Here is a 14,806-nt window from a genome sequence, read left to right on the forward strand (position 1 = left end):
CGGTCTCCAGCCGCATATCGAGGCTCACGCAAGCGCCCTCCCCATTGATTCTGACGACTAGTCAGGCAGACCAGGATCCTGCTAGTCTGATTTTCATCGCGGAACGTTTTAACGAGATTTCTACACCTATTTCCACGAGGGGTCGATTGTTCCTTTACGCACCCCTGCGCGGCCGATGCGACAGGGGGACCTGATAATGGACGAGTACAGCAGTCACGACTTGGATTCGCAGCGTGGCCTGAGTGCACTCAACTCGGCCATCGCCATGGGGAGCATCGAACCCAAGGTTGCAGCGGACCTGCTGAGAGGGCACCCGTGCGAGGAGGAATTCCTGGCTCGGTTTCCGGAGCTGAGGGACTGTACGGAACCGCCGGACGACGACACCTCGTCCTCGGACTGACCTCCTCCGTATCCACCGCGCGCGAGAGACCTTCGAAGCATACGCCCTACTGCCTTCACCAGCACAAACATGCGAAGGCGGGAATTCTGCGCATCCACCGGCATCTCTCGCACGTCCCTGCGGGGCCGGCTGTACAAGGCGACAGTCGGCCCCACACGCACACCACCGCCCGAATTCTTGACAACTCAGGAGTGCAGGACCGTGTCACATTCATCCTCTCCGGTAATTGACACCGTTATCGAACAGTCTTCCCGTGTCCTCAAGACGTATGCCGTCGACCCCGGTCTCGTAGCCGAGCACGCCAACGGAGAGCGTCGCATCACTCAGGGCGGATACGGAGATCGCCAGCTTTTCGAACTCGTCCAGAACGCGGCCGACGAAATCGCTGACGAGCCCGGTGGTAGGGTCCACGTCGTCCTCACCAGTACCCACTTGTACTGCGCGAACGAAGGAAATCCTGTCACTCCCGAGGGCGCTGAGACAATTCTTCGGATGAGTATGTCGAAGAAGCGCGGCGGGCAGATCGGCAGGTTCGGCGTGGGCGTGAAATCAGTCCTCGTCGTGACCGACACACCGGAATTCTTCAGCAGCACCGGGAGTTTCGGTTTCGACCGTGCCTGGTCGTACGAACAAATCAAGAGCGTGCCCGGCGTGACCGCGCGATACGGTGCGGACTTCGACGCCCCTGTGTTGCGGATGGCTCGCCCTCTCGACGTGCAGGCCGAGCGTGCCGGCGACCACGTCCTGAACGAGCTGCTGACCTGGGCTACCACCGTCGTACGCCTGCCCTTGCTCCCGAAGGCGGACCGCCGGCTAGGGCTGGACATGCACGGTGGGAGCGCCAAGGAGCACGGCGAGCCTCGTGACGAGTTCCCGGTGGGCTTCCAGCTCTTCTCACCGCACGTCGCGAAGGTCTTTCTCGAGGACCGACGTCACGTTCCTGCGGCCCGTCGGGTCCTGACCACGCGGCAGACCGGTGATCTGCACACCGTGACCGAGGAGAGGACCGGCAAGACCACCAGCATCCACTGGCGGGTGTTCACCACCACCCACACACCCGGCCGAGCGGCACAGGCGGACGCCGGTGAACTGCACGACCGGGTCTCGCTCGACCTCTCCTGGGGTGTCCCCGCCCTGCGGAAGAACCCGGAGACCGGCCTGTACGTCACGCAGAGCCGTGGTCGCGGCAGGTTCTGGTCCTTCTTCCCGACCAAGTACGAGATGTCGTTGAGCGGCATCCTCAACGGCGCGTGGAAGACCAACGAGGACCGGCAGAACCTGCTCGACTCCTCGCCCTTCAACCAGGAGATGATCAGGGCGTCGGCGGCGTTGGTCGTCGACGCCCTTCCCGCTCTGTCGCCCGCCGAGGACCCGGCCGCCTACCTCCCGTTGCTGCCGGGGCGAGTCAAGGAGGCGATCAGCTGGGCCGACGAGTTCCTGACCCGGGAGATCTGGGCACGAGCCTCGACCCGTCCGTCGCTGCCCGACCAGGACGGTGTGCTGCGCGCCCCCGTCGAGCTGCGCGTGCACCCCCGGTTCGACAAGAAGGACCTGAAGAGGGTGGCCGGGTGGCTGCGGATGTGGCACGAGTGCCCCGGTCGCCCCTCGAACTGGCTGCACCCGAGCGTCGAGGCCGACTCCCTGCGTTCCGGAAAGGTCGAGCACATCCTCGACGCGGCCCGGCACGAGCGGGCGGATGTCCGCACATGGCTGGAAGCGCTGGTGGGGAGCGGTACCGCCGAGGCCTCGGCGACGGCGATCCGGATCCTCGCGAACATGATCGAGGTCGGCTCGCCTTACGCGGAGGAGGCCCGCAGGGCACACATCGTGCTCACGGAGGAGCACGGACTTGTCGCGCCCGTACGCGGCCGGGTGTTCCGTCGTGCCGACCAGGGCGGGCTGCGCGAGTCCCTCGTGTATGTGGACGACGCACTCGCCCAGGATCCGTCGTTGGCCCACGCGCTCAACGTTCTCGGCATCCGCGAGGCGGACCTCGAAGGGCGCTTCGTCAGCGTCCTCGACCAGGGCTTCGACGGCTACCGGGACGCGGAATGGCAGCGGTTCTGGGAGCTGTTCCGCAAGGCCGGGATCCGGCAGCTGGCGCACAGGGTGCTGGAGCGGGTCGCCACGCCGGGCTCCACTCTGCGCGTGCGTACCGCCGACGGGAAGTTCCGGCCCATGGAGGACTGCATGCTTCCGGGCAAGGTGGTCGACGCGCGGCGTGACCCGACCATCGCCGTCGACATGACGTTCCATTCAGACGATGTCGCCTTCTTCGCCCAGGTCGGCCTCAAGGACCGGCCCAGCACGGGAGTGCGGCCGACGGACGGCGAAGCGTGGTTCGAGGAGTACCGGCAGACGGTCCACTCGGCCTATCTGCGCACGTTGAAAAGCGACGCGCAGCGCCCCGCTCTGAGCCGGATGAGGGTCGAAGGGGCCGCGATCGGGGGGCCGCTCCACCTGTTCCGAGGGCTCTCCGACGAGTCCCGTGCCGCGTTCCTGAAGGCCGTTCCCGACGACGCCGTGGTGGACAACTGGACGCTCCAGATCGGCGCGCAGAGCAGCACGCGGCAAGCGGTGGCCTCGCCGATCCGTTGGATGCTGCGGACATACGGCACCGTCGCCACCTCGCAGGGCATCAAGCCGCTCAACGAAGCCGTCGGCCCTCAGCTCACCGCCTATCGCGACGTGCTCCCGGTCGCCGACCTGACCCCCGAGAAGGCTCGTAAACTGCGGCTTCCGGCGACGGTCGACGAGGTTCCGGCAGACCGCTGGAACGCGCTCCTCGACGAGGTGTCCCGGAGCGAGGACGACTCCTTCGTGGGCGCCACCTACGTGATGCTGACCCGGTTCGGCGCGGACTTCCCCGAGGACGCCCTCACCCGTTGTCGGATCGGGGACACCTGGGGAACCCGTCCCGACGACGAGATCACGCTCGCCGTCGGAACCGCCGAGTATCGGGTGCTCCGTGCCGAGCAGCTGCCCGCGCTGCTCGTGCCGACCGCGGGGGACGCTGAGCTGATGGTCGAGAAATGGGGCATGCGCCGCTACTCCGACATGATCAGCCGTGAGACCCGTGAAGTGGTGGAGGGCGATCCGGTGCCACTGGTCGAGCTGTATCCCGGCCTGCGTCGACACCTCAACAGCTCCAATCGGAACGCACTGGTGCAACGCTGCACCGAGCTGGAGGAGGTCACCCGCACGCCCAACGGCACTCAGGCCACTTCCCTGGACGCCGTCCGTCAGGACGCCACCGTCAAGGTTCGCGTCCCGCTGGACCCCGAACCGATGCTCCGCCTGATCGACCGGGAACTCGTGCTGGGCCTCGGTGCGTCCGGCTGCCGGGCCGTACTCGAACATCAGGACCGCATGGCTCGGGACAGCGCGATGCAGGCGGCCCGGAAGGCCGTGCGTGACACCGAGGACGTGGTCACCAAGATCGAGCTGCTGATCGGGGCGGAGGCGCTCCGGAGCGGTCTCCCCGAGGGGTTGATGGAGGCGGAGCTGCAGGCGACCGGTGGCGTACAGCCTTCGGGCCGGCGGATCGCGCAGATGGCTTTCAACGCCCACGGCGACGGTGTACTCCATCAACACGCCCGCGACATCCAGGCGCGGCTCCCCGACGCTCCCGTCGCCTACACCGGCTCCTCGCCCGCCGTCTCCTTCGTGTCGGACCTGAAGCTACCGGGGTCCTTCGCGGGCTCCCGCACCCCGCCCCGACCGGCGTTCGAGATCATCGAGGGTCCTCGCGACTTCCCGAGTCTCCACCCGTACCAGGAGGATCTGGTCCGCAACATCACCACCATGCTCGACCGCCTCGCTCCTCAGCGCGGGATGCTGTCGCTGCCGACCGGCGCGGGCAAGACCCGGGTCACCGCAGAGGCCGTGATTCGCTGGGTCAAGCGCGTCGGCGACCTGAACGGGCCGTTGCTGTGGATCGCGCAGACCGAGGAACTCTGCGAACAGGCCGTGCAGAGCTGGAAGTTCGTCTGGAGCAAGGTCGGTGCGGAGCGTCCGCTCACCATCAGCCGACTCTGGGGCGGCAACGAGGTCGGAAACGTCGTCGATCACCCCCACTTGGTGGTCGCCATCGACGCCAAGCTGGAGCGCTGCCTGGACACCGAACCGTACGCATGGCTGCGTCAAGCCTCGCTGGTGGTCGTGGACGAGGCCCACACCGCCGTCTCCCCACGGTATACCGCACTCCTGCGGCAGTTGGGGCTCACCCAGTACGAGACCGGTCGGCACCTCCTCGGTCTGACGGCCACACCCTTCCGCAACACCAACGAGGAGGAGACACGCCGTCTGGTCGGCCGCTTCGGGAACCGGCGGCTCGACGAGGGTGTCTTCCCGTCCGGTGATCCGTACCGGGACCTTCAGGACTGGGGGATGCTCGCGCAGGTGGAGCACCGCACCCTGGAAGGCGGCAGGATCGAGCTGACCCGTGACGAGAAGGCGCAGGCCGAACGGATGGCGGTGCTGTCCCGTGCCGCCGAGCAGCGGCTCGCCGACGACCACGCTCGAAGCAGGCGCATCGTCGACTCGGTGGCCGGTCTGGCCGACGAGGGCCCGACACTGCTCTTCGCCACCTCGGTCGACCATGCCAAGTACTTGTCGGCCATGCTCAACGACCGGGGGGTCCGATCCGCGGCGGTGGACTCGACGACCAGCCAGCAGGACCGCCGCACACGCGTCGAGCAGTTCCGCGAGGGACGCATCCGGGTGCTCACCAACTACGGCGTGTTGGCCCAGGGATTCGACGCCCCGGCCACCCGTGCCGTGGTGGTGGCCCGCCCGGTCTACAGCACCAACGTCTACCAGCAGATGATCGGTCGCGGTCTGCGTGGTCCGCTCAACGGTGGTAAGCCCACCTGCCTGATCCTCAACGTCAGCGACAACATCGCGAACTTCGACACCCGACTCGCCTTCACCCAGTTCGAGCACCTCTGGAGCAGAAAGTGACCGACGCCTACCTCGACAGTCCGCCGCTCACCGACGAGCAGCGGGCCGTGGTCGAGCAGCCCTGGGACGCGCGTGTCCTGGTCACCGCGGGAGCAGGTGCGGGAAAGACGCACACCCTGGTGCGCCGGCTAGACGCGCTGTGCGGTCACGAGGACCCCGACGAGGCGCTGGAGGCCGCCGAGATCCTGGTGCTCACCTTCTCCCGGGCCGCCGCCCGCGAGTTGCGCGAGCGCATCGTCCGGCACGGGGAGCGGGCCCACAGGGTGCGGGCCCAGACCTTCGACGCCTGGGCCTACGGGCTGCTCCTCCAGTCGCAGCCGGACGGCGAGTGGGGTGCGCTCGGCTTCGACGAGCGGATCGACGCAGGCACCCGTGCGATCGAGGCAGGTGTGTTGGAGGTCGGAGATTCCGTCCCGCCCTCCCATGTCGTGATCGACGAGGTACAGGACCTGGTGGGCCGCCGCCGAGAGCTGGTGGAGACGCTGCTCGACCGGTACCAGGACAGCTGCGGCTTCACCGTCGTCGGCGACGCCGCCCAGTCCGTCTACGGCTTCCAGATCGAGGACCCGGCCGAACGCGCGGACGAGACCGGGCGCTTCTTCGACTGGCTGCGTGGCTCGTACCTCGACGAACTCGTGGAACTGCACCTCACCCGGAACTTCCGAGCCGTCACCCCCGAGGCCCGCCTGGCGTTGCCGCATGGGCCCCGACTCCAACAGGTCATCACAGCGGACGAGGCGGCCACGCTCTACGAGGAACTCCGCGAGCTGCTCGTGGATCCGACGAACGACATGGGCGACCTCATTGATCCGTTCACCCTGGAAGGACTGCGGACCTTCCCCGACACCTGCGCGATCCTCACCCGCGACAACCGAGAGGCCCTGGTGGTCTCCGGCCTGCTCCACGAGCACGGCGTCGAGCACATGCTGCGGCGCCCGCTCGAAGAGCGGCCGGTGCCGTACTGGGTCGCCGAGCTGTTGCGCCGCACCGAGGCGACCGGCCTCACCGAGGACCGGTTCCGCTCGCTGCTCGCGGAGATCCCCCTGCCGTACGAACCGAACGTGACCGGCCTGTGGACGGTGCTGCGGCGAGCCGCGCGCTCGGCCGGGCGCGGTGTGCTCGATCTGGAGCGACTGCGCCGCTCGGTCACCGACGGCAGGTTTCCCGACGAGGCTGCCGACCCGGAGACCGCGCGTATCGTCGTCTCGACCGTGCACAGGGCCAAGGGCCTCGAGTTCGACCGGGTGATCGTCCTGACCCCCCCGACCGTCGCCGAGCTGCGCAGGCAGTACAAGGGCGACTTGGACTTCCCCGCCGAGGCCCGAGCCCTGTACGTGGCGATGACTCGCGCCCGTGAGGATCTGTACCACGCCCGGTCACCCGAGCTGCCGGTCCTCAAGCGGGCGGGCGGACGGACGAACGGCCGCCGCTACGTCGGCGGATGGCGGCCGTACGAGAGATACGGTCTCGTGGCCGAGGCGGGGGACATCTGCCGGGACAACCCACCCGGCCACGACTCCGACGCCGTGTCGGCCCAGGCGTACCTCCTGACGCAGGTCGCCTCCGGGCATGACGTGGTGCTGCGCAAGCGTCACGATCTGCCGATGGGTGAGTACCAGAGCCCGCCGTACGCTCTGATGCACGGCGGCCGTGAGATCGGTGAGGTTTCGGAGCGGTTCCGGGAGGATCTGTTCCAGGTGCAGAAGGTGAACAGGACGTGGGACCCCTGGTGGCCCGACGAGATTCGCGGCATCCGGGTCGACACTCTGGAGACGGTGACCGGCAGCGCCGCCGCCGGCGCCAACGCGGGCCTCGGTGACCGTGGGACGTGGATCGCCCCCCGGATCACCGGTATCGGAAGGTATCGGCGGGCCGACACGGACGAGGAGCAGCGCGCATGACGCAGGTGGCAGGTCGGCACTCCGAGCACTATCGGGTCCGGGACGAGGAACTGCTGGCGGGACTTCGCCGCGAGCTTCTCGGTCCGGCCACGGACGCCACGCCGGAGGACCGGGACGAGGTTCTCACCGAGGACGCGCCGATCGACCGCTATCTGACCGGCGTCCTCTACCCGCGATCGGCCGACCCGACCGCTGAGCAACGGATCCGTGAGGACGAGGCCGAGCACGACGGCCTCGACATCGCTCCGCTGCGCACGGGTGACAGCGTGGAGGAGTCGGGCACCGCTCAGGAGGTGGGAGCCGCCGGCTCCCGCCGCCCCTCTTCGATGGGCCTCACCTTCGCGGTCGACCCGGCCATAAGCGACACGGTCGTGATCTCGGCACGTGCGGCGGTCTACGAGCCCACCGATCCTGAGGGCAGGCCGATCTCGGCTCGGCGTGCCGAGGCTCGCACCACCTCCGAGCAGCGGGAGCGGTGGCGTCGCAAAGAACTCGTCCTTCCGGACTCCCCGGTAGACGTGACCTCACCCGCTCCTGACAGGAAGTTCGACCTCGGCGCGGGGGCCGCCTTGCGCGTCAACGTCCGGCGCCCTCACCCGACCACCGGCACGGTCACCGTCACGGTCACACTCGTCAACACCCACCAGGTCGGCGAGCGCGAACTACAGGACGCTTTCTCCCTGTTCCAGTGCGGTCTCACCGTCCGCGCGGTCGACGACTCCACCGCGTTCGTCGAACGTCCCGCCCCGACCTTCGCCCATGATGCCGACGTCGCGGCGAGCAGACTGCTCCACCGCCACGCCCCGACTTTCGCCGTCGGCCACGGCTGCGCCGCCGAATGGGACTGGACTCCGCCGCCGATCGGCATGACCGACACCCGAAGGGCCGCCGTCGCCGAGGTGCGGAGCGAGTTCGTTCCCACCCTGGAGGTACTGCTCACCGACTCCAATCCGGAGATCGACAGCTCGGCGCTGTCCATGCTGGGGCTTGCGGAGAGGTCCGAGACCGAGGTCCTGGCAGCTCTGGAGGATCTGGCCACGGGGTACGAGAGCTGGATCGAGCGCAAGGCGGTGGAAGCGGAGGCGCTCACGGGCGATACGCACGAGAAGCCCGCGCAGGCGCAGGTGAGCGCCTGTCGCGAGGCGCTCGACCGGATCCGCGAGGGCATCGAGCTGTTGCGGACCGAACCGGACCTGATGAGGGCGTTCCGACTGGCCAACCGTGCCATGGCCGACCAGCGCGCCCGCAGCGCCTGGGTGAAGAGCGGACGCGTGGGCGCCCCCGACCCCGCCGTCGGTCGCTGGCGCCCCTTCCAGATCGCGTTCGTGCTGCTCTGTCTGGCCGGCATCGACGACCCCGGCCACCGTGACCGAGAAGTCTCCGACCTGCTGTGGTTCCCCACGGGTGGTGGCAAGACTGAGGCCTACCTCGGGCTCATCGCCCTCACGTCCTTCCTCCGTCGCATCCGCAAGGGCGCGGACGGAGGTGGCGTCACCGTCCTCATGCGCTACACGCTGCGGCTGCTGACCCTCCAGCAGTTCGAGCGCGCGGCCATCCTGTTGTGCGCCATGGAGAACATGCGGCGTCACACGCCCGAGTTGGGGGACGAGGAGTTCTCCATCGGCATGTGGGTGGGACGTTCGGCCACCCCCAACACGCTGGCCGTGGCCGCCCAGAAGCTCGACGAGCTGCGCAAGAACCTCGACAAGCGCCTCGCCACCGAGAACCCCGTCCAGTTGCACGCCTGCCCGTGGTGCGGGACCCGCCTCGACGCCCGGAACTACGAGGCCGACGAGGACGCCGGACGGATGCACGTCCGCTGTTCCGGCACGAACTGCGAGTTCACCGACGGCCTGCCCGTCCACCTGATCGACGAGACGGTGTACGACGCGCGGCCCACGCTGGTGATCGCCACCGTCGACAAGTTCGCGTCGATGCCGTGGCGTCCGGCCACCGCGGCACTGTTCAACCTCGACGACCTGACGGGCGGCACTCCTCCCCCCGAGCTGATCATTCAGGACGAACTGCACCTGATCTCCGGCCCGCTGGGCACCCTGACGGGCCTCTACGAAACGGCTGTGGACGCGCTCGCGAACCGCCCCAAGGTGATCGCCTCCACGGCCACCATCCGGCGCGCAGCCGACCAGGGACGCCACCTCTTCGCGCGTGGTGTTCGCCAGTTTCCGCCCGCGGGTCTGGATGCCCGCGACTCGTGGTTCGCCGTGGAGACACCGCGCGAGGAGAAGGCGAGCCGCCGCTACGTCGGCCTCCTGGCCCCCGGCACCAGTCAGTCCACCCTGTTGATTCGCACCTACGCCACGCTGCTTCATCGGGCCGCGCACGCGAAGACCTCCGGCGAGGTGCGCGACGCGTACTGGAGTCTCGTCGGCTACTTCAACAGCCTCCGGCTGCTCTCCGCGGCCGAACTCCAGGTCCACGACGACGTGGTGGCCTATCTGGAGCTGCTCGCCGAACGCGAGGGGGTGACGGTCCGTTCGGTCGTCAACTACTCGGAGTTGACAAGTCGTGTCGACGCCAGCGAGATCCCGGCCCGCCTCAAGGGCATCGAGAAGAGGCTCCCGGACGAGGACACGGTGGATGTCCTCCTGGCGACCAACATGATCGCGGTGGGTGTGGACGTGGATCGCCTGGGGCTCATGGCCGTGATGGGCCAGCCGCAGACGACCGCCGAGTACATCCAGGCGACGAGTCGTGTCGGCCGCGCGCACCCCGGACTGGTCACGGTCATGCTCAACTCGACCCGCTCTCGGGACCGCTCCCACTACGAGAGCTTCCAGCATTTCCACTCGGCCCTCTATCGCGAGGTCGAGTCCACCTCTGTGACTCCGTTCTCCGCGCGCGCTCGTGATCGGGGCCTGCACGCGGTGATCGTGGCTCTCACCCGCATCCTGATCCCGGCCGCCCGCCCGAACGACGGCGCAGGCAAGGTCGACTCCTACGAGCACATCCTCCGGGGCCGTATCAAGTCCGTGCTGCTGGACCGAGTCGCTGCGGTCGCCCCTGAGGAGAGCGAGGCCGCGTCCCATGCCTTCGACGAGTTCGTCGAATGGTGGTGCGCGGAGGCCGACATCGACAGCGGCCTGCTCTTCGAACCTCAGAGGGGAAGCCACGCGCCCTCACTCCTGAAGGCGTACGACGACGAGTCCGAGGACGCCGAGGGGTGGGCCACACTGTGGAGCCTGCGCGATGTCGACGCCGAGTCCGCGCTGTTCATGGAGGCAAGCCGATGACCCCGCCCCCCGCCCGCCGTCGCCGGACCGGCGCGAGTGGCTCCACGCCTGCCCACAACCTGCCGCGGCGCGGTACGGTCCGCCGCGCCCAGGCGATCACCACCTACGGGGTCGGATCGCTCATCGCCGTCGACGCGGAGTCCTTCGTCGTATCCGGCCTGGACGACGCCGACCGGAGCTGGAGCGCCCACGAATCTCCCCGGATTCACGAACGACGCCTGGCGCGCCTGCTCGATGTCGACTACTTCCGGCTGCCGCCCGCGTCCGACGACAGCAGCAAGGACGGCCTCAGGGTCCGGCGCTTCCCGTTGATGCACTCCTGCCCCGACTGCGATGACCTACAGCGACACCGCGACTTCAATCCGCCGACCGGTCGAAGCGTCTGCGGCACGTGCGAGGTCGAGCTCGTCCCGTCCCGCTTCGTCGTCGCGTGCGAGGCCGGACACCTCGGAGAGTTTCCGTACTGGCAGTGGGTGCACCGGTCGATGGACCGCAGCGCCTCGACGACCGGGCAGTGTGGAGGGAAGCTCAAACTGCGTACGTCCGGCCGTACGTCCTCGCTCCGCTCGATCCTCGTCTCCTGCACCTGTGGAAAAGCTCCCGAGGTGTCGATGGAGGGATCCTTCCGCAGGACCGCCCTCAAGGATCTGGGCCTCAAGTGCTTCGGCCCACGCCCGTGGCTCGGATCGTCCGCACCCGCCCAGGAGTGCGGCCTTCCTCTGCGCACTCTGCAGCGAGGTTCCTCGGCGGTGTGGCAGCCGGTACTGAAGTCCGCGCTCTCCATCCCGCCATGGAGCAACGGCCGCGCGGATCCCCTCGCCGAACACTGGGACGCCCTTCGCGAGTACGACGAACGTGAGCACGTCGAGATCTATCTCAAGGGCGTTTTCAAGGGGAGGTGTCCTGTCCCCCTGGACGAGGTGATGGACCTGCTCGACGCGGAGCGCGAGGAGGACTCCGACGGCGAGGCGAGCCCCACTTTCGACCACCACTATCGCGCCCTGCGGAACAAGGAGTACGAGCGGCTCCGCTCGGGCAACGACGAGAGCGAGCACTCCCACGAGGAGCAGTTCGTCTGTGAGACTCCGCTGGGCGACCAGGGCATACTCGGTCCGCTCGGCGTCACCGGTCCGATGCTGGTCAAGAAACTTCGCGAGGTTCGGGCGCTCAAGGCATTCACCCGGCTGGCCGATCCCGACTCGACGACCGAGTCGAAGGAGATGCCGCTGTCCGGCTCCCCCCTGCGCTGGCTCCCGGCCATGGAGGTCCACGGCGAGGGGGTGTTCCTCCGCCTGGACGAGGACCGACTGGGCACTTGGGAGAAGACCGCAGCGGTGACCGCTCGGGTCGAGCGGATGCGGGCCGCTCACCAGCGAGTGCTGGAGCAGCGGGCCGGAGACCCCAGCCGTGTCGTTCCCTCCCCGGCCACCCCTCGCATGGTGCTGCTGCACACCCTGGCGCACGTCCTCATCAACGAGTGGAGCTTGGACGCGGGCTACCCTTCTGCCTCCCTGCGGGAACGCCTGTACGCCGCCGACGACATGGCGGGAGTGCTCATCTATACGGCGACGAGCGACTCGGCGGGCAGTCTCGGCGGGCTCGTGGCCCAGGGCGAGCCGGAGCGTCTCGACCAAGCTATTCGTTCAGCCGTCCACCGTGCCGAGTGGTGCTCCTCCGACCCGCTCTGTGTCGAATCCGAAGCGTCAGGCACAGGCGGCACGAACCTCGCCGCGTGCCATGCCTGTGTGTTGCTCCCGGAGACGAGCTGCGAGCAGAACAACATCCTGCTCGACCGCGCGCTGCTCGTCGGCACACCGGAAGATCCGAGTCCGGGCTTCTTCGCGCACCTGTTGGACCGGTGAGGTCAGTACTGTCCGATCGTGACCGACAGGAGAGCTGACCTCTCTTGTCCCTCGATCGCGGATCGCCAGTCGAGACGGCTCCCGCCAGACCCACACGGTATCCGGTGGCTCTGCTCGATGACCTGTTCGTCCGGGCGTGCCTCTGCGGCGTGCGCGCCCTCCTGCGGCGTTGAACGACTGGGCGGGATCAACCCTTCTCCGTGGCTCTCGGGTGCCCCGTGCCCGCGAAAGTGATCCAGCAGGTGTTGCGGGCCGTGTCCAGGAGGTACCAGACGCGACCGCCGCCGGTCACCTCGATCTGCCACTGCTCGCAGGTCTGTCCGCGGTGGGTACCGTGCGCCAGCGCACCCTTGAGCCGGTGGTGCCGGGGCGTCTCCATCGTCGGCCTGGGGTCCGTTCGCATGGCGAGCCAGGCTCGATAGGTGTTCTCCCGGACCTGCTGGGCGAGACTCTCCCAGCCTTTGGCCGATGCCGCGTCCGCGAAGCGCACCTCCCAGTGGCCGTGAGGTGCTGGTGGTGCGGCGCGGTCCCCGCGGCCCGTCGTCATGCGATGTCCCGAGGGTCCGGTACCGAGCCGTAGTCCTCGGAGTGGTGTCGGGTGAGTGCGGCGAGGAGTTCGGGGTCGGAGTGGACCTCCGCGGTGTGCTGCCAGGCGATGAGCAGTTGGGCGACGGACGCGCTGTTGCCGATCGAGTCGGCGGCGCGCATGGTGTCGACCAGTTCGACGGCGAAGGCATGGAGGTCGGACTCCGGCAGGAAGCGGACCCAGGGGAAGGCATCCGGCAGTATGTCGAGGAGGAGTTCCATGCTGCCGGGCTCGCGGCGAGCCATCGCGGTCAGCATGCGGGTGGCCGCGGACACCACGGTCTGGTCCTGCTCGGCCCGCGACGCCGTCGTGAGGATCAGATCCTCGCCGTCTCGGCGGTGAAGGAGCAGTCTTGGCGACTCTTGGAGGCGGGCCAGCGTCTGCTTGTTCTTGTTCACCAGCTCGGAGAAGTTCACGGCGGCGACGCCTTCGGTACTCATGAGTTTGAAAGTACTTCGAAACTGGCGGGACCGCCATCACTCGAAAGAGGGGCGCGGGGGCACTGGACCGGCACACGCCTCGCGAGCGACAGGCCGCCCTGCGGCCGTTCCCGACCTCCTCCGACCACGGCCGTCGGCTCCAACGCCGGGTCCGTGCCCGACAGTCCCACCGGGAACCATCCCGGGAAGTCACCCGACCGAGAGCGCCCGCGTCTCCGCGGCATCCGGGAACGCCTTGGCCCACCAGTGGTCGTAGCGGCGGTACGGCGTGGGGTCGGTCCGTGTGTTGAGGAAGGTTCGTAGGGCGGTCGCCTCTGTCGACAGGGCGTCCCAGACCGAGGCCGGGAGCGGACGGAAGGCCGTGGCCTCGATCGCGTCGGCGAGCGGGCGCCAGACCCCCGCCACGTAGCCGTCCACCAGGAGCGTCGGGAGGACGTCGCCGTTCATGCGGGTCACGTACCTGCGGTACTCGGCGGGGAGGAGGCGGCCCCGGTCGACGTAGGCCAGGAGCGTGCTGTCCCACATGGGCAGCAGGCGGGGTGGGGCGGGGGTGTCCTCCGAGGGGCGTCGGGCGCCCGGAATGTCGTAGAGGGTCTGGTCGGTGTCGGCGGCTTTGAGGGTTTCGAGTTCCTTCTTCAGGGCGGCCAGGGCCGTCTTGATGCGTCCCTGCTGGACCAGCGCGAACTGGGCCATGTCCGCCACCGATGCCGGGCCGAAGCCCTGGAGGTAGCGGCGGATGAGAGCGCGGAGGCCCTCGGCGGCAGCGTCCTGGTCGGTGAGGGTGGGGCGGGGGGACGCCGCCACGTACGACTGGCGGGTGTCGAAGGACCAGGGGCCGCCGGTGGGAGCGTGCCACAGGGGGGCGTAGTGGCGGAGCATGCGGTGGCCGCCGGTGTCCAGGGCGGTGGTGGTGCCGAGGTGGTCCTCCAGCCAGGTGCGGATCTCGGCGGCCGTCCGCACCGTGCCGTCGGCGTGGTCGAGGAGAGGCGGGAGGAAGGTGTCGGCGTCGGCGGGGGTCAGGCCGGAGGCGCGGTAGCGGGGGTCGCCCAGGCGGGAGCCGCGGAGGGTGGGTTCCATCGCCTCGCGGAACGGGGTGTAGTCGTCCGCGTGGACGGTGTGGACCGTGATCCGCATCAGGGTCGCCCTGACCAGGCTGTGGTCGGTGAACGCCGCGTCCAAAGCCGCCGGGTCGAAGGGGGACAGGCGGTTCCACAGGGCGATGTACGGGGAGGCCGGCTGCTGGGCCTGCAGCGCCACGACTCGCCGCACCGCCTCCGGCACGGTCAACGGCTCGCGTGCGAGGAGGAGTTGGCGGGCCAGAGTGGCACGGTTGAGTGCGCGGGCGGTGAGCTTCGGGGTCCCCATGGCGTGATTCTCTCCCCCCGCTCGGGTGGAGGGCCCTGT

7 protein-coding genes are annotated in these 14,806 nt (G+C 68.6%); 4 read left to right on the forward strand and 3 right to left on the reverse strand.

The genetic code is table 11. The features are described from left to right. Positions 1-601 precede the first annotated feature (601 nt). The 4 genes from H4687_RS18470 to drmB are packed head-to-tail and all read left to right on the forward strand — an operon-like array spanning position 602 to position 12,376. Entirely contained in the window at positions 602-5,362 is a 4,761-nt protein-coding gene (locus tag H4687_RS18470; protein WP_046916006.1) for a DEAD/DEAH box helicase, read from the forward strand. Further along, on the forward strand, positions 5,359-7,263 hold the full coding sequence (locus tag H4687_RS18475; RefSeq protein ID WP_192781689.1) for a UvrD-helicase domain-containing protein: 1,905 nt from the start codon (positions 5,359-5,361) through the stop codon (positions 7,261-7,263). The genes H4687_RS18470 and H4687_RS18475 overlap by 4 nt, the downstream gene beginning before the upstream one ends. Next, on the forward strand, positions 7,260-10,514 hold the full coding sequence (locus H4687_RS18480; protein WP_046916008.1) for a helicase-related protein: 3,255 nt from the start codon (positions 7,260-7,262) through the stop codon (positions 10,512-10,514). The genes H4687_RS18475 and H4687_RS18480 overlap by 4 nt, the downstream gene beginning before the upstream one ends. After that, positions 10,511-12,376, forward strand: coding sequence for a DUF1998 domain-containing protein (gene drmB, locus H4687_RS18485; protein WP_046916009.1), 1,866 nt, complete (start codon positions 10,511-10,513; stop codon positions 12,374-12,376). The genes H4687_RS18480 and drmB overlap by 4 nt, the downstream gene beginning before the upstream one ends. A 187-nt stretch (positions 12,377-12,563) precedes the next feature. On the opposite strand, the gene H4687_RS18490 is transcribed toward drmB, so the two are convergent. The 3 genes from H4687_RS18490 to H4687_RS18500 form a co-directional block, all read right to left on the reverse strand. Continuing rightward, the gene (locus H4687_RS18490) at positions 12,564-12,923 is read right to left on the reverse strand and encodes a hypothetical protein (protein WP_046916010.1); all 360 of its coding nucleotides are present in this window, start codon (positions 12,921-12,923) and stop codon (positions 12,564-12,566) included. Continuing rightward, complete coding sequence (locus H4687_RS18495) at positions 12,920-13,402, reverse strand: hypothetical protein (RefSeq protein ID WP_046916011.1); 483 nt, start codon at positions 13,400-13,402, stop codon at positions 12,920-12,922. Before H4687_RS18495 ends, H4687_RS18490 begins: the two co-directional genes overlap by 4 nt. 189 nt (positions 13,403-13,591) lie before the next feature. Then, complete coding sequence (locus tag H4687_RS18500; RefSeq protein ID WP_046916012.1) at positions 13,592-14,767, reverse strand: winged helix DNA-binding domain-containing protein; 1,176 nt, start codon at positions 14,765-14,767, stop codon at positions 13,592-13,594. Between the last annotated feature and the right edge of the window lie 39 nt (positions 14,768-14,806).

This window comes from Streptomyces stelliscabiei, assembly GCF_014873495.1.
Lineage (GTDB): Bacteria > Actinomycetota > Actinomycetes > Streptomycetales > Streptomycetaceae > Streptomyces > Streptomyces bottropensis.